At 28.3% G+C, this 16,124-nt stretch carries 14 protein-coding genes; 8 read left to right on the top strand and 6 right to left on the bottom strand.

What is annotated here, in order from left to right:
• Positions 1–43 precede the first annotated feature (43 nt).
• From OW763_RS02025 to OW763_RS02015, 3 genes are all read left to right on the top strand, one after another.
• A complete protein-coding gene (locus OW763_RS02025; protein ID WP_268039391.1) occupies positions 44–1,216 on the top strand; it encodes a phosphopentomutase in 1,173 nt (390 codons plus the stop codon).
• A gap of 22 nt (positions 1,217–1,238) precedes the next feature.
• Positions 1,239–2,057 carry a purine-nucleoside phosphorylase gene (locus OW763_RS02020; RefSeq protein WP_268039390.1) on the top strand — a complete coding sequence of 273 codons (819 nt, stop codon included), beginning with the start codon at positions 1,239–1,241 and terminating at the stop codon, positions 2,055–2,057.
• Between the two features lie 97 nt (positions 2,058–2,154).
• The gene (locus tag OW763_RS02015) at positions 2,155–2,544 is read left to right on the top strand and encodes a hypothetical protein (protein WP_268039389.1); all 390 of its coding nucleotides are present in this window, start codon (positions 2,155–2,157) and stop codon (positions 2,542–2,544) included.
• A 97-nt stretch (positions 2,545–2,641) separates the two neighbouring features.
• Here the strand turns inward: OW763_RS02015 and OW763_RS02010 are convergent, their stop codons facing one another.
• On the bottom strand, positions 2,642–4,468 hold the full coding sequence (locus OW763_RS02010; protein ID WP_268039388.1) for a YcaO-like family protein: 1,827 nt from the start codon (positions 4,466–4,468) through the stop codon (positions 2,642–2,644).
• Positions 4,469–4,743: 275 nt separating this feature from the next.
• On the opposite strand from OW763_RS02010, the gene OW763_RS02005 reads away from it, so the two are divergent.
• On the top strand, positions 4,744–6,444 hold the full coding sequence (locus tag OW763_RS02005) for a methyl-accepting chemotaxis protein (protein ID WP_268039387.1): 1,701 nt from the start codon (positions 4,744–4,746) through the stop codon (positions 6,442–6,444).
• A 53-nt stretch (positions 6,445–6,497) separates the two neighbouring features.
• Here OW763_RS02005 and OW763_RS02000 read toward each other — a convergent pair whose 3' ends face one another.
• Both OW763_RS02000 and OW763_RS01995 read right to left on the bottom strand, forming a co-directional pair.
• On the bottom strand, positions 6,498–7,034 hold the full coding sequence (locus tag OW763_RS02000) for a peroxiredoxin (RefSeq protein ID WP_268039386.1): 537 nt from the start codon (positions 7,032–7,034) through the stop codon (positions 6,498–6,500).
• Between the two features lie 31 nt (positions 7,035–7,065).
• Positions 7,066–7,311, bottom strand: coding sequence for a glutaredoxin domain-containing protein (locus OW763_RS01995; protein WP_472924607.1), 246 nt, complete (start codon positions 7,309–7,311; stop codon positions 7,066–7,068).
• Positions 7,312–7,579: 268 nt separating this feature from the next.
• Here OW763_RS01995 and OW763_RS01990 point away from each other — a divergent pair, with 268 nt between their 5' ends.
• Positions 7,580–8,488, top strand: a complete 909-nt coding sequence (locus OW763_RS01990) for an HD domain-containing protein (protein WP_268039385.1) — start codon at positions 7,580–7,582, stop codon at positions 8,486–8,488.
• 64 nt (positions 8,489–8,552) lie between these two features.
• Here the strand turns inward: OW763_RS01990 and OW763_RS01985 are convergent, their stop codons facing one another.
• Both OW763_RS01985 and OW763_RS01980 read right to left on the bottom strand, forming a co-directional pair.
• Positions 8,553–9,305: a hypothetical protein gene (locus OW763_RS01985; RefSeq protein ID WP_268039384.1), complete on the bottom strand. Its 753-nt coding sequence runs from the start codon at positions 9,303–9,305 to the stop codon at positions 8,553–8,555.
• 103 nt (positions 9,306–9,408) lie between these two features.
• On the bottom strand, positions 9,409–10,077 hold the full coding sequence (locus OW763_RS01980) for a CsxC family protein (RefSeq protein WP_268039383.1): 669 nt from the start codon (positions 10,075–10,077) through the stop codon (positions 9,409–9,411).
• A 231-nt stretch (positions 10,078–10,308) separates the two neighbouring features.
• Here OW763_RS01980 and OW763_RS01975 point away from each other — a divergent pair, with 231 nt between their 5' ends.
• The 3 genes from OW763_RS01975 to OW763_RS01965 are packed head-to-tail and all read left to right on the top strand — an operon-like array spanning position 10,309 to position 14,777.
• Positions 10,309–12,231, top strand: coding sequence for a PrkA family serine protein kinase (locus OW763_RS01975; RefSeq protein WP_268039382.1), 1,923 nt, complete (start codon positions 10,309–10,311; stop codon positions 12,229–12,231).
• Between the two features lie 4 nt (positions 12,232–12,235).
• Positions 12,236–13,405, top strand: a complete 1,170-nt coding sequence (gene yhbH, locus OW763_RS01970; RefSeq protein WP_268039381.1) for a sporulation protein YhbH — start codon at positions 12,236–12,238, stop codon at positions 13,403–13,405.
• A 4-nt stretch (positions 13,406–13,409) separates the two neighbouring features.
• The gene (locus OW763_RS01965; protein WP_268039380.1) at positions 13,410–14,777 is read left to right on the top strand and encodes a SpoVR family protein; all 1,368 of its coding nucleotides are present in this window, start codon (positions 13,410–13,412) and stop codon (positions 14,775–14,777) included.
• Positions 14,778–14,853: 76 nt separating this feature from the next.
• Here OW763_RS01965 and OW763_RS01960 read toward each other — a convergent pair whose 3' ends face one another.
• Complete coding sequence (locus OW763_RS01960) at positions 14,854–15,969, bottom strand: Ger(x)C family spore germination C-terminal domain-containing protein (protein ID WP_268039379.1); 1,116 nt, start codon at positions 15,967–15,969, stop codon at positions 14,854–14,856.
• Positions 15,970–16,124: the final 155 nt, after the last annotated feature.

Below are 16,124 nucleotides of genomic sequence, written 5' to 3'. Positions count from 1 at the left end.
TATAAATATTCTTATAGTATAAAATTAGGAAGGAGTAGTGAAAATGATTGATAGAGTTATTTGGATTGTATTAGACAGTGTTGGTATGGGAGAATTACCTGATGCTGAAAAGTATGGGGATGTTGGAAGCAATACAATTGGAAATATATCAAAGGCTTTAGGAGGATTAAAACTTCCTAATATGGAGAAACTAGGTCTTGGAAACATTGATGGTATGCAAGGTGTTAACAAGATAGAAAGTCCATTAGGATGTTATGCACGTTTAGCAGAAATGTCAAATGGAAAAGATACAACTACAGGACATTGGGAGATGGGAGGAATTTATTCAGAAAAACCTTTTCCTACATATCCAAATGGATTTCCTAAAGAAGTTGTAGATGCATTTGAAAGTGCAATAGAAAGAAAAATGATAGGTAACAAGCCAGCTTCTGGTACTGCAATTATAGAAGAACTTGGAGAAGAACATATCAAAACAGGAAAGCCTATTGTATATACTTCTGCTGATAGTGTGTTCCAAATTGCTGCACATGAGGAAGTCATTCCGCTTGAAGAATTATATAATATGTGTCAAATAGCTCGTAATATTTTACAAGGAGAGCATGCCGTTGCACGTGTTATTGCAAGACCATTTGTGGGAGAACTAGGAAACTTTACTAGAACTCCTAATAGAAGAGATTTTTCTCTTACACCACCATATAATACAGTATTAGATAATTTAAAAAATAATAACTTAAATGTAATGGCAGTAGGAAAAATAGAAGATATTTTTTGTGGTCAGGGAATAACAGAAGCTATCCACACTAAAGACAATATGGATGGTGTTGACCAGACTTTAAATTATATGAAACAAAATAAAAAAGGAATTATTTTTACTAACCTTGTTGATTTTGATATGAAATGGGGACATCGTAATAATGTAAAGGATTATGGAAGAGGATTAGAAGAATTTGATGCAAGACTTCCAGAAATTCTAGATGCTATGCAAGAAAGTGATGTGTTATTTATTAATGCTGATCATGGCTGTGATCCAACCAGACCAGGAACAGATCATACAAGAGAATATGTTCCTTTCTTAGCTTATGGTAAAACACTTAAAGCTGATGTTAATTTAGGAACAAGAAAAACTTTTTCTGATATAGGGCAAACAACTGCTGAAATTTTATCAGTAGAACCTATTAGATATGGAGAAAGCTTTTTAGAGGAAATTACAAAATAAAATAGTTTAAGGAGAGAATGATATGGATTTTAAAACTAAAATAAATGAAGCTGCAAAATACATTTTAGAAAAAACAAAAATCAAACCTGAAATCGCTCTTATTTTAGGTTCTGGATTAGGAGCTATTGCTGATCAAATAGAGGATGCAGAATATTATCCTTATAACGAAATTCCACATTTCCCAGTTTCAACAGTAGAAGGACATAAAGGTCGCTTAGTTATAGGAACTCTAGAAGGAAAAAAAGTCATTGCAATGCAAGGGCGTTTTCATTATTATGAAGGATATCATATGACAGAAGTTACTTTCCCAGTTCGTGTAATGAAGTTATTAGGCATAAAAACATTAATAGTAACTAATGCGGCAGGAGCTGTAAATACAAATTATAAACCAGGAGATTTAATGCTTATAAAAGATCACTTGAATTTATCTGGTAATAATCCGTTAATAGGAAAGAATTTAGAGGACTTTGGTACTCGTTTCCCGGATATGTCAAATTCATATGATGTAGAGTTAAGAGAAAAAGTAAAAAAAATCGCAAATTCTTTAAATATAGAAATTCAAGAAGGCGTTTATAGTTTCATGACTGGTCCTACTTATGAAACACCAGCAGAAATTAGAATGGTACGTGTTTTAGGTGGAGATGCTGTTGGAATGTCTACAGTGCCAGAAGTAATAGTAGCTGCTCACAGTGGAGTTAAAGTAATAGGTGTATCTTGCATGACTAATATGGCAGCTGGTATTTTAGAACAACCATTAAATCACAGTGAAGTAATGGAAACTTCTGCAATGGCTAGAGAAAAATTTATTAAACTTATGAAAAATATAATAAAAGAAATTTAATATATATACTTATATAGATTAAATAAAATAGTAACAACATACAATTTGATCCATATAATATTATTGTATGTAAATAAGTATATGAGGTGAAAACAATATGCATGTATGTTCAATGGAACCTATGAATAGTATGCACTGTATGAAATCAATGAATGCAATGTCAAGTATGAATTCAATGGCTTCTATGTGTTCAATGGAATCAATGAGTAGTATGTATTGCATGAAACCAATGGATGCAATGTCTAGTATGGGTAGTATGGGTAGTATGGGTTGCATGAACTCAATGAACTCAATGAACTCAATGAACTCAATGTCAAGTATGTATTCAATGTCACCAATGTCATCAATGAAAACAATGGATTCAATGTCAAGTATGCAATCAATGCAATCAATGCAATCAATGCAATCAATGGATTCAATGACGAGTATGCAGTGTATGCATCCAATGCATACGAAAGAAATGAAACAAAAAAAAGATAAAGAATAAGAAATTAATGTATATTTCATAACATATTATTACAAAATGCTGATAAGCATTGAAATATGAGTCAAAATAATATTTTGGCTCACATTTCATTTAAAAGCTAGATTTGTAATGATGTTTTGATATTTTTTTGATTTATATTATTTAGAATATATTTATTCTTTAATTCTCTATATATTTTGCTTAATGAATCGTATGAACAGTTATTTTTTAAATTACAGTTTGTACAGTCCCAATAGTTCATTTGACCAAAATGATTAAAAATTTCTTTTGGATTTTTAAATTGATTCATTACATCTTTTATCATCATTAGTGGATAGAAAATGCTTAAAGTTTGAATGGTATTATTTTCATCAAGGTTATCTATACGTGTTCCAATATAATCTCTAACGCATTTATAATAAGTGTATATACTTTTATTATAAGAATTAGGTTGAATATGTTTTAAATATCTTGTAAAGGATTTATGGGCATTTACAAAATCATCTTTTTTATAATATAAAGCACTAATGAATAAATCAACATTTGAATAATACCATGGGAACGAATTTTTTACTGGAAGATTTAAAAATTGCATAATAGAAGCTTCAGTACTATAGGTAATATTACTCATATAATTAATAAGTGTCTTTTCTTCTTCATCAGATATATTATATAAATTTCTTATATATTTCTTTATTTTATTATAGTCAGAATATTTATCTATTGCATCTATATCTGTTATTTTCTCAATTTCACTGAAACCTGGAATAATAACATGAAAGCTAGGAAAGCCTAAGAAGGATACATTCCTTATAAAAATACTATATCCTATTTCGTCTAATAAATTAAGCAAGTAATCAAGTATCTCTTTATTGGTTGTGGCAGTAATGTTTTCAAAGCCTTTGAATTCATAGCTGAATTTTTGGCTGAAGAATTCACTAGGGTAGTATCCTGAACCATTGGAAAGAATACCTATCAAGTTTTGTGCTTCATCTAGTATTTCATTTTTATAAGAAAATTCTTTTACTCCCAGCATGTTATTTATATCTTGACCTTGTAAAAGCTCAGTTAATGTTCGTTCAAGGGCTATTTCAAATACTGGATGAGATCCGAATTTAATAAAATAAGTTTGAGTATCTTTATTAATAAATATTACACCTACTACGGGATATTTTTTTCCTAATGAACAATCCTTAACTATTACATTATAATTTCCTCGTAACTCTATTTGTCTTACCATTGCAGCTACTCTAGGAAAATTTTCTATATAGCTTTGAGGAACAGTTGGAGGTACAACTTTTTCTTGTACTATTGCTTTATTTACAACTCTTTCGAAAGTTTCAGATATTCCTTGTACTAGTGATTCTTCTATACTATTTCCAGCACACATTCCGTTAGACATATACATTTTTGAAATCATTTTTATAGGTATATAAGATGTTTTGTTATTTGACAAATTAAGGTAAGGTAAAGCTATAAAATCTGAAGGAACATCTTCATATGAGACAGAAAGCCATTTCTTTAAAAGTTCATATTTATTAATGTCTTCTTCTAGCTGTTCCATTTGTATTTTAATCCAATCTTCTTCGCTATTTAAAAACTCATCAATGGATAAATGTTTTTCATCAGGAGCATAGTAAAAACCTTTATATTTCAAATCTTCTTCACTTAAATCCATAGAAAGTCTAAAAAAAGCTTGGTTTTGTAACCTCTCCATAAGTTCTCCATAGGCACTTGCAAGGGCGTATTCTTGTGTAGTACCTTTACCATTTGAACGAATATTAGTGTTTTCAACTGTTAAACTTACAGAATAAAAGCCATTGGCTGAGTTTTTCCAGTTTGTTTCTGATGTTAAAATCCCCAAATCACCTAGTATATTTCTAATTTTATTAATTGTGTTTAGAGGTAATTCATCTTTATATTTTCGCATTTTTAAAGAATTCATTTTTGATCTCCCCCATATAAAATCTATTTTTTAGTGTTAATTTTAAATAATTAATTCATGAAATTTTAAATATTGAAATTCATGAACAGATGTGCTTTAAGTACATTATATTTTTTTAATATGTAAATTATGAAAGTGTTAGTTTAGTCATTAACTAATGGCATAAGCCTATTTCCATAAATTACATGGAAAGATTATATTGTAGATTACGATAATAAGATTACAATTATGAATAAATTATAAATAAATTATAAATAAATGTAGGAGGAGTGCTAATGATAAAGAAAGTTAAAAATTTAAAAATTACTCATTGTATTATAATGCTGTGGATTATATCCATTGTTGTTACTTTAGGAACTGGAGTATTAGGTGTTATTAATATGAAGACATTAAACAACAATATTGAAATTATTTATAATGAACATCTTATGGACATTGAAAGACTAGGTGATATAAATGGAAACATGGGTGTTTTAATAAATGGGTTCACAAAGGTAATAGACAGAGATTATAATGAAGAATATATTAAAATAATAGAAGAAAATGATAAATTAATTACATCTCAAATAGAAGAGCTGAAAAGTTCTACTAGTGATATTAAAAAAGTTGAAATGCTTGATGAAATGAAAGAAAATTATGATACTTACATAAGTGGCTATAAGAATGTAAAAGAAAAAAAACTTAATGGAGAAGTTTTAGAAGAACAAACTTTAGAGCAATATGGAAAATATGGAAATAATATATCTAAGCAAATTAATAATTTGATTCAATACAGTAAGCAGTCAGCAGAAATACTTCATGAAGAAGTAGAAGATAAGTATAAACATAGTAAATTTATATTTACAGTAATCTCCATAGCTTTAATTGTTATTGTTTCTATGTTATCTTTTGTAATCCTCAATATTATAAAAGCTTCTATTAAAGAAATGATAAATACATTAAAAATAATTGCTGCAGGAGATTTTACAGCAAAATTTGATACTACAGAAAAAAATGAATTTGGAATCATGAAAAAAGAAATTACAGTAACTATTGACTCAATATCTCATATATTAGGGGAAGTTAAGGAAAGTACAAATAAAGTAAATGAACAAGCATTATCGTTATCAGCAATTTCAGAACAAATGACTTCAGTTTCTGGAGAAGTATCTAATGCTATACAGGGGGTAGCTCAAGGTTCTACATCACAAGCTAGTGAACTAATTGATATGTCTGGTAGTTTAAATGCTTTTGGAAATGCAATAGATAGTATTGTTTTATCCGTTGAAGAAGTAGATACTAATGCTAAGAATGTTAATTATATGGCTAAAAATAGTAATGAACAGCTAGGGGATTTAGTAAAATCAGTTGACAATATAAATAAATCTTTTGAGGATGTAAGTGTAAAAATATCTAAACTTGGTACTAGTGTAAATCAGATTAATGAGATTACAGCACTTATAAATAGTATAGCAGATCAAACTAATTTGCTTGCACTTAATGCAGCTATTGAAGCAGCAAGAGCAGGTGAAGCAGGTAAAGGGTTTGCTGTAGTTGCTGATGAAATTAGAAAACTTGCTGAACAGAGTAAAAATTCTTCAACAGAGATAAATAGATTATTAGCAGTGATTTCAGAAGAAACAAATGGTGTTATTACTACTACAGATGAAGTGAGCAATGAGCTTACAATTCAAGTTAAGGTAATAGATGATTCAATAGTTTCTTTTAGAGACATAATAAATGCTATAGAAAAAATATTACCTTTAATTAACAATGTAAATGGTGAGGTTAATAAAATTAATAATGATAAAAATGGTATTATAAATAAGATTGAATCTGCTTCGGCAGTTGCAGAAGAAAATTCTGCCTCATCTGAGGAAATAGCAGCATCAGTTCAAGAAATGAATTCTTCTACAGAAGAAGTAGCAAACAGTGCTGAAATTCTTTCTGAAATGTCAGCTAAAACTATAGAAGAAGTTAATAAATTTAAATTATAAGTTAAAAACTCACTAATTAAAAGTTAGTGAGTTTTTAACTTATAATTTTATTTTTAAAGAGTAGGGTCACCTTGTTGCCAATCTATAGGACAGAGTCCTCCACTTTGAAGGGCTTTAACAACACGAAGAGTTTCATCTACACTTCTTCCTATATTAAGATCATGTATTACTGAATATTTAATTATGCCTTCAGGATCTATTATAAAAAGCCCTCTAAGTGAAATACCTTCTTCAGGTATTAATACACCATATTTTTCCGAACAGTCTTTTGTTAAGTCAGAAGCAATAGGAAAATCTATTTTACCTAATCCACCTTCTTGTGGATTAAGTTTTATCCAAGCTTGATGAGAATAATGGCTATCACAACTTACAGCAAGTATTTCAGAGTCTAGTTTTTTAAATTCTTCATAGTGTTTACTAAAACCAGTTATTTCTGTTGGACATACGAATGTAAAATCAAGAGGATAAAAGAACATTATTAGCCATTTGTTTTTATAATCCTCAAGTTTAACTTCTATAAAATCATTTCCATCACCAGTAACTGCATTTAGTTTAAAGTCAGGTGCTGGTTTTCCAACTAATCTATCCATAGAAAATCCTCCTAATTGAAACAGTTCAACATTACATCATACTAACATAATCATAGATAATGTTATCTATAGCTTTTTTATTAAAACCAACAACAATATTTCCATCTATATTAATTACTGGAGTTCCTGATTGTCCAGAAAGATGTATGATTTCTTCTTTTCCATTTTCATTTGAACCTACATTAACTTCTACAAAATCTATATTTTTAGATTTAAAATAATCTCTAGTTTTTTTACACCATGGACATCCTGTAGTTGAATATATTTTTACCATCATAGAGAAGACCTCCCTTTTTCATTTATGATTTATAACAGTTTTAAATTTACTTTATATATTTATTAGAGTAACTCAAAATACTTATAAATATACTTATATTAAGAAAGGGTATTTTGAGTTTTTAATCCATAAAATCACATACTAAAATTTCAAATCTGAATCAATCTAAGTAATTTTGAAATTATGAAATTTTTCCAGTTTATAAAGGATAAAAAATTAGGTTTAGTGAAAAAATAAATATATATTTGCTATAGAAAGGGAAAAACAAATGAAGGATATATTTGTAAATGATATAAAAGATTTAAAGGGAAAAAAGATTTTAGAAGCAAGCTTTATGGTAATGAAAAAACTTTCTAAAGAAGACGGAAAGTTAATTGCTTATATAGGAGATAAAACAGGAGATATAAAAGCTTCTATACCTGATAAAGATGATGTTTTAAATGTAGGAGATGTTATTTTAGTTAAAAAAAATAATAATGATAGAAACTTTTTAGTTGATGAGTTTAAAAAAGAAGATAAGTTTGATATGGAAGATTTTATTCCTACAATTGATAGACCAATGGTAGAAATTATGAATGAATTAAACCAAATATCAGAAGAAGAATTTAAAAGTAAAGATGTTATTACTTTAGATAAGTATTTTTTTAAAGATGAGGTTTTTCTTGAAAAATTTAAAAAAGGTATTGGAGGCCTTAAACAGCATCATAATTACAGAGGAGGACTAGCTGAGCACACTTTGAATGTCATGTACATGGCAAAAGTTATGGCTTATAGATATGATTGCAGATATAAGGAGATAGCAATTCTTGCAGCTAAGCTTCATGACATTGGAAAAATAGAGGAATATTTTACAGATGGACCTTTTGCTGTAACTATGCGTGGAGAGATGGAAGGGCATATAGTTATTGGAACTAATATGCTAGAAGAAGCCTTTAGGGCTGGAGGCAATATATATAGTGAAGATTTTAAATATAGAATAAAAGGATGTATGGTTCAGCATCATGGCAAGGTAGAATATGGTTCACCTAAAGCTGCTAGTAGTGAGGAAGCTTTTATTGTTAATTTTGCAGACAATATAGATGCAGTACTCAATAAAATAAGTCAGGTTAAACAAATTACAGAACCTAATACGTGGTCAGAATATGATAGAAGAATTGGAACTAGACTATATATGTAAAATTTATATAGGTCTTACTAATATATTATGTACTAATTATGTAAGACCTATAAATTTAAATATCTTATTTCTCACAGGATTCAGCACTTTCAGGGATTAATATATCTTGATTTTGAAGTATTTTTAAATTTAAGTATGTTGCTATTTTTTCATGTAAGTTTTCAAAGGTGTATTCAGGCATAAAAAATTTTCTTAAAGGCTTTTGAGTTTCTTTAATATCAGTTTCCATTATTTTAGAGGAATCTAATTTACAAAATGGTTTTTCACTAATATCTTTAAATTGTGGAGGCGTATTAAAATCTATTTTAGTTGCTATTTCAAAAGGTATATATATAACTGAATATTTTATGTTCCCATTAATAGTTTTATGTCTAGTGGAGGTTACAGAAGCATATTGGATATTCTGTCTTATAAATCCATTTAAAAATAGTGTACTAGTTTCACATATAATATCACATTCATTTAAAAGTACTTTTTTATCAATTTTAGTTATTTCTAGTGCAGGTTCTGGAAGTTCTATTACTGCATCTATACTTATTTTTATTTGTATTTCGGATAATATTACAGGAAGCATACATATTAGAGGACCTGATATACTAGAAGAATCTAAAGGTTTAGAAGAGTATTCTTGAAGTAATTTTGAGCTATTTAACTTAGCTGAATAATCTTTTTTTAATTCTTTAACAGCATGTGAGTTAGCACATATAGAGTTTTCATTTTCTTCAATAACTTCATAATTTTTATTTTTATGTTTATGTTTATGAGAAGTATTATTTTTAGAGATATCTTTTGAAGTATGTTTATGGTGTTTTGGCATATTTCAAACTCCTTTATTTATTTAATATAACAGACTTAAAATCTTTAAAAGATTTTAAGTCTGTTATATTATATATTTATATTAAATATCATTAGATATTTTTTTATCTTTCTTCTCCTTGCACTTCTTCTTTACCTTCTCCATAATATGGTCTAGGAATATAAATTTGTCTCTTTTGAAGTACTTTTAAAGCTAAAGACACTACCATTTTTTCATGAAGAGTAGTAAATGGTTCTTCGTCTTGTTGTCTATTAATATCAGTTTCAGTAATATAGTATCTTAGTAATTTACAGAAAACAGGTTCATTTAAATGTGCCCAGTCTGTTAAATCTTTTCTCTTGAAATCTTTGCAGAATTTATCTTTACAGCAACAATTTTCACCAAATAGGAATTCATTTTGGTATTTGCTAGAATACCAAATATAGTGTTTAAGGTATTTAGCTATATCCATTGTATAATCAAAATCAACATCTACTGTAAAATCTTGAAGGCATGAATCATCATCTACGTATTCTATATTTTTACGAACAAATCCTGATATAGATAAAATAGTAGATGTTCCTATTAATTGGCATTGAGTTAAACATACATCTTTAGTAATTCTTTTAATTTCAACAGCAGCTGTAGGAAGATTAATATCTGTTACAACAGGTATATCAACATAAAATTCAGCTAATACTACAGGTATTTCAGATACTACTGGACCATAACTAACCCAATTTTTTACATCTTCTTTTTCAAACCCAGCTTTTAATTTTCTCTCATTTTCCATCCTATAGGCTCTCTCCTTTTAATCTATTGTAATACAGTGTTTAAATAGATAAATCTATTTTTAGAAATGCTGTATTCACTAACATACTATGCACAAAAGTGTTAAAATGTTAAATTATTTAGAGCAATTTAGGAATAAAATCTAACATTAGGTGCATATAAATTAGAAACAAACTTATATAAATATAAAGGTTATGCTTTAGCATAAAAGATTGTTTAAAGGAGGGGTTTTGTGGATTTTAAGAAGATTATACAATCAGATAGAGAAAATAAAAAGAAAAACAAATTTAAAGGTACATTTTTAGATTATCTTGAATTGGTTAAGCAAAATCCAGATATAGTTAATCTATCCCATAAAAGAATGTATGACATTATTATGAAAGAGGGATTTGAAGTTTTAAAACCAGAGGAAAATAGAAGAGTAAGAAAAATATATGGCAATGAAACAATAAAAAAATATAATTTTTTTGAGAAAGATTTTTTTGGAATAGATAAAGTATTGATGAAAATAGTTAGCTATTTTTATTCAGCAGCTATGCAGGGAGAAGAAGCAAGGCAGGTATTATATTTAGTTGGACCTGTTGGTGCAGGTAAATCTTCACTTGTAGAAGCATTAAAAAAAGCTTTAGAGTCTAGTGAACATGTGTATTCATTAGAAGGTTGTCCTATGAGAGAAGATCCGCTACACTTGGTGCCTAAGCATTTAAGAAAAAATTTTGAAGAAGCATTAGGAGTGCAAATTGAAGGGGATTTATGTCCTATTTGTAGATATAGATTAAAAAATGAATACAATGGACAATATGAAAAATTTCCAGTTGTAACATCAGATTTTTCAATAAGATCAAGAAAAGGTATAGGTGTTGTTCCGCCAGTTGATCCAAATAATCAGGATACATCTGTACTTACTGGATCTGTTGATATATCAAAAATGGATTTATATCCAGAAGATGATCCTCGTATTCTTTCATTAAATGGTGCTTTCAATGTTGGTAATAGGGGAATGGTTGAATTTATAGAAGTATTTAAAAATGATGTTGAGTATTTGCATACTATAATTACAGCTACTCAGGAAAAATCTATACCATCACCAGGAAAAAATTCAATGATATACTTTGATGGAGTAATTGTAGCACATTCAAATGAAGCAGAGTGGAATAAATTTAAATCAGATCATACAAATGAAGCTATACTAGATAGAATAGTTAAAATAGAGGTTCCATATTGTCTTGAATTAAATGAAGAAATAAAAATATATAAAAAGATTTTAAAAAAGAGTTATTTCAAGGCTCATATAGCTCCACATACTATTGAAGTTGCAGCAATGTTTGCTGTATTAACACGACTTACTCCATCAACTAAAGTGGATTCACTTACAAAGTTAAAGATATATAATGGAGAAGAAATAGTTGAAAAAGGAACTACTAAAAAAATAGACATGATGGAGCTTAAAGAGGAAGCGGGACTTGCAGAAGGAATGACAGGAATATCTACTAGATTTATTATTAAGGCTATAGATAATGCACTTTCAAATTCTGAATGTGATTGTATCAACCCTTTGAGTGTAATGGAAAACTTAATAAAATCTACTAAAGAATTAGATACTAATGATGAGGATAAAAAGAAGTATCTAGCATTTGTTCAGAATACTATAAGAAAAGAATATAACAAAATTTTAGAAAAAGAAGTAACAAGAGCATTTATAAATAGTTTCAAAGAACAGGCTGAGAGCTTATTTAATAATTATCTTGATAATGCAGAAGCATATGTAAATAAGACGAAGTTAAAAGATGAATATACAGGAGAACAATTAGAACCTGATGAAAAATTTATGCGTTCAATTGAAGAGCAAATAGGAGTAAGTGAAAGTTCTGCAAAGGGATTTAGATTAGATGTTACATCATATATGTTCTATTTGATAAGAAATGGTGGAAAAATAACCTACGATGTATATGAACCTTTAAAAGAGGCTATTGAAAAGAAATTAACTTCATCTGTAAAAGAATTATCAAGAGTAATTACTCAATCTAAAGTTAGAGATAAGGAACAGGGTAAAAAATATAATTCTATGGTAGAAGAAATGAAAGCTAATGGTTATTGTGACCACTGCTGTGATGTTATATTGAAGTATGCGGCTAATAATCTTTGGAAGGATTGATAATATGGCAATATTTAGAGAGTTCAATCCTATACATCATGATAGAGCTGTAGAAGATAAAAGAAGGCATAAAGAACTTGTGAAAGATTCAATAAAAAAGAATCTTGTTGATATATTGTCTGAAGAAAGTATAGTAGGTAAGAGTAAAGATAAGAAAATCAAAATTCCTATAAAGGGATTAAAGGAATTTCAGTTTGTATATGGTGAAAATTCATCTGGGGTTGGAAGTGGAGATGGATCTGAAAAAAGAGGAGATAAAATAGGAAAAGCTAGAGGAGAAGCTCAAGGAAAAGGTAATCAAGGAGCAGGAAATTCTGAAGGAGAAGATATTTATGAAACGGAAGTTACTATTGAAGAGGTAATGAGTTATATATTTGAAGATTTAAATCTTCCTAACCTTCATAAGAAGAAAATGTCAGAGGTTTTATCAGAAGAGTCTTTTAAAAGAAAGGGATATCAAAAAAATGGAATTAGACCTCGACTTGCTAAAAAGCGTACTGTTATTGAAAAGTTAAAAAGAAAACAGGGAATAAAAAGAGCATTTAGAGAAGAAAACACTAATGAAGAAATAGAAAGATTTCCTTTTAAAGAAGACGATTTAAGATATTATAGAATTAAACCAGTAATAAAAAAAGAATGTAATGCTGTTATTATGTTCATAATGGATACATCAGGATCAATGGATAGGCACAAGAAGTATCTTGCAAGATCTTTTTTCTTTATGCTATACCAATTTGTAAAGATGAAATATGTAAATGTAGAAGTTGAATTTATAGCACATTCAACTATAGGAAAGGTTGTTAATGAATATGATTTTTTCCACAAAGTAGAATCAGGAGGCACATATATTTCTAGTGGATATAATATGGCTCTGGAAATTATAGAAAAAAAATATAATCCAGCAGCTTGGAATATTTATGCCTTCCATGTAAGTGATGGTGATAACTGGAGTGAAGATAATGAAAAAGCAGTTGAAAGTGCAAAAGAACTTTGTGAAGTATCTAATCTTTTTGGGTATACAGAGATTATGTCTGGAGTGCCTCATAGTACTATAATGAAAAAATATATGGAACGTATAACTCATAAGAACTTTGTTGCAACTTCAATGAAGAAAAAAGAAGATTTATGGACTGCACTTAAACAGACACTAACTCAAGATTTGAAAGAGGGGTGATAGTTTGGATTACACTTTAAGAGATTTAGAAAAATGGAATAAAAAAATAGAAGCTGTAGTTAAAGATGTAGGACTTAATTATTACCCTCAAGAATTTGAGATGATAAGTTATAATGATATGCTAGCTTATGAAGTATACGTAGGAATGCCTTCGAGATATCCTCACTGGAGTTTTGGAAAAGCATATGAAAAACTTAGAACATTATATAAATATAATTTAACAGGACTTCCATATGAGATGGTTATTAATTCAGATCCTTGCATAGCTTATCTTATGAAGGATAATACAGAGCTTTTACAAATATTAACTATAGCTCATGTATATGGTCATAATGATTTTTTTAAAAATAATAGGTTATTTAGAGAAGGAACAAATGCAGAATACACTGTGGAAATGTTTAAAAATCATGCAGATATTATAAGAAGCTATATAAATGATCCTAGTATTGGATATGAAAATGTAGAAAAAATATTAGATGCAGCTCACAGTATTAAGCTTCAGACATCACGGGCGATAGGTGAAAAAAAGATAACCGATGAAGAATTAAAGAAACAGTTAATAAAGAATTATAAACAACAAAATTCAAATTATGATATTTTAAAGCCGTATGAAAAACCTAAACCACCTGATGTAAGTAAAATACCACTAAAACCAGAAGACGACTTGCTTTATGTTATTAGTAAATATGGAGATTTATCTGAATGGGAGAATAATATATTAGAAATAGTGAGAGGGGAAACAAAATATTTTATTCCTCAAATAGAAACTAAGATAATGAATGAAGGATGGGCTAGCTACTGGCATTATAATATTCTTAAAAAGCTGGATCTTCCGCCTTCACTTCATATAGAATTCATTAAGAGACATAATGATGTAATAGCTCCTATGATTGGTCGAATAAATCCTTATTATGTAGGATTCAAAATATATGAGGATTTAGTGAAAAAATATGGAGAAGAAAAAATATTTGAGGTTAGATTGCTTGAAAGAGATAATTCATTTATAAGAAAGTATCTGACAAAAGAGCTTTGTAATGAATTAAATTTATTTGAATATGCTAAGCAAGGTGGATATTATGTAATTGAAGAAGTATCTGATGAAGAAGGATGGAAGGAAATAAGAAATAATTTGAGTAATTCTTGCGGTATGGGAATGATTCCATATATTAGAGTAGTAGATATATCAAAAACAGATAAAACATTAACACTAGAGCATGTTTATGATGGTAGAGAATTAGATGCCACTTATGCAAAAGAGACATTAAGATATCTTGTTGATTTGTGGAAGCATAAAGTTGTTATTAAAACTACGTTAAAAGATAAAGTTATATCAATAACATGTAACCAAAGCAAAATTATAACTTATAATTAATTAGAACTTAAAAGATATATGCAAAATAGTAAGAGAAAATAATATTTAAGTTAAAGACCAGCTAATAGGCTGGTCTTTAGTAATCTCCTCTTCCAAATTTATCTATTTTAGTTTTTACATTGACTATTATATCTGCTTCGGATACTGCTTTATTCCAATCAGTACCTGTATGTCTTCCATATTTTGCAGCAGCTACACTTCCAAGAGATAGACAGTCAATTTTATATTCCTTTTGCATTTTATCTATAAAGCGATAGCACATTTTTTCTACTTTGCTATTCATATCTTCTTCAAATTTTTTTGTTATAGAATAATCATTAGCTATATTTTTATACAAATTATTATCTATAATTGATCCTTCTAAGGAAATGTCTATATAAAATACATATTTATTCTTAACCTTTTCACAGCTGACTTCCCTTTTAGTTGTTGTAGAGAAATCGATGTATTCTTTTGGACTTTTACTTAATGAGAGTATGCCTTTAACTTTATTTTCTTTTAAAAGATTTAAAATTCTTGCTTCATTAATATTTATTACTTTAGCCATTTTATCTTTATTAAATATTGCTAATCCAGTGATGGTAGGTTTTTTATCTTTTATTTGTAAATAAGGTAAAACTAATGTTCTGCCTTCTGCGCCTACTCTTACATAGATATCTAACAATTTATAGTTATCTGAAAAAAAGTTAGCTTCAACACAATGTGTTAATAGTTCAGCAATATAATCTGAAGAATTGGTATATCCTTCAATATTTAATTTTAATACATCTATAGATTGTCCATGGCATACTACATTTAATGCTGTGTCATTTAATGTTGGATTATTAAATAATATATCTATTGAATTAATGAATTCAAAACTGGATGCATATTCTTCAGAAAAAATTAATGTTTTTTCGAGACCTAAAATAAAATCAAGGTTAGAACTAAGTTGACGATTTTCCCTTGTTTTTCCAATGGTTTCACCTATTCCTTTTTTTATCATAATAGGTGTTGGTTTTATTTCTGAAAAATTATATACTGAAACTGGAATACTGTATTCCACATCACCTGAGTCTTTATGAATAACATCATGACCTATGGCAATAGGAATTATAAGGTCTTCAGCAGGAACAAGAGTATTGCCTGTTAAATAAAAAATATATGTACCTAAACAAAAATATATAGTGTATAAAAATTTCTTATAATTCATAATTTTCCTCCTGAAATTATGAAATTTTAAAATTTAAAACTTCATATAATGAATAATTAACAGTTAAGAATTAATAATGAATGATAATTCTCTGTTTATGAAGAAAGTCTAAAATTAAAATTTTGCGTAGCAAAGTATCTACAATGATTAATTAT

The organism is Clostridium aestuarii (assembly GCF_026735135.1).
Lineage (GTDB): Bacteria > Bacillota > Clostridia > Clostridiales > Clostridiaceae > Clostridium_H > Clostridium_H aestuarii.
Note: the sequence above shows the minus strand (reverse complement) of the source record. Positions and strands in the feature narration are given on the sequence as shown.

Coding starts and splice junctions, on each gene's coding strand:
- OW763_RS01990 (WP_268039385.1), top strand. CDS start 7,580: ATGAAGGATATATTTGTAAATGATATAAAAGATTTAAAGGGAAAAAAG.
- OW763_RS02005 (WP_268039387.1), top strand. CDS start 4,744: ATGATAAAGAAAGTTAAAAATTTAAAAATTACTCATTGTATTATAATG.
- OW763_RS01995 (WP_472924607.1), bottom strand. CDS start 7,311: ATGATGGTAAAAATATATTCAACTACAGGATGTCCATGGTGTAAAAAA.
- yhbH (WP_268039381.1), top strand. CDS start 12,236: ATGGCAATATTTAGAGAGTTCAATCCTATACATCATGATAGAGCTGTA.
- OW763_RS02010 (WP_268039388.1), bottom strand. CDS start 4,468: ATGAATTCTTTAAAAATGCGAAAATATAAAGATGAATTACCTCTAAAC.
- OW763_RS01985 (WP_268039384.1), bottom strand. CDS start 9,305: ATGCCAAAACACCATAAACATACTTCAAAAGATATCTCTAAAAATAAT.
- OW763_RS01960 (WP_268039379.1), bottom strand. CDS start 15,969: ATGAATTATAAGAAATTTTTATACACTATATATTTTTGTTTAGGTACA.
- OW763_RS01980 (WP_268039383.1), bottom strand. CDS start 10,077: ATGGAAAATGAGAGAAAATTAAAAGCTGGGTTTGAAAAAGAAGATGTA.
- OW763_RS02025 (WP_268039391.1), top strand. CDS start 44: ATGATTGATAGAGTTATTTGGATTGTATTAGACAGTGTTGGTATGGGA.
- OW763_RS02000 (WP_268039386.1), bottom strand. CDS start 7,034: ATGGATAGATTAGTTGGAAAACCAGCACCTGACTTTAAACTAAATGCA.
- OW763_RS02020 (WP_268039390.1), top strand. CDS start 1,239: ATGGATTTTAAAACTAAAATAAATGAAGCTGCAAAATACATTTTAGAA.
- OW763_RS02015 (WP_268039389.1), top strand. CDS start 2,155: ATGCATGTATGTTCAATGGAACCTATGAATAGTATGCACTGTATGAAA.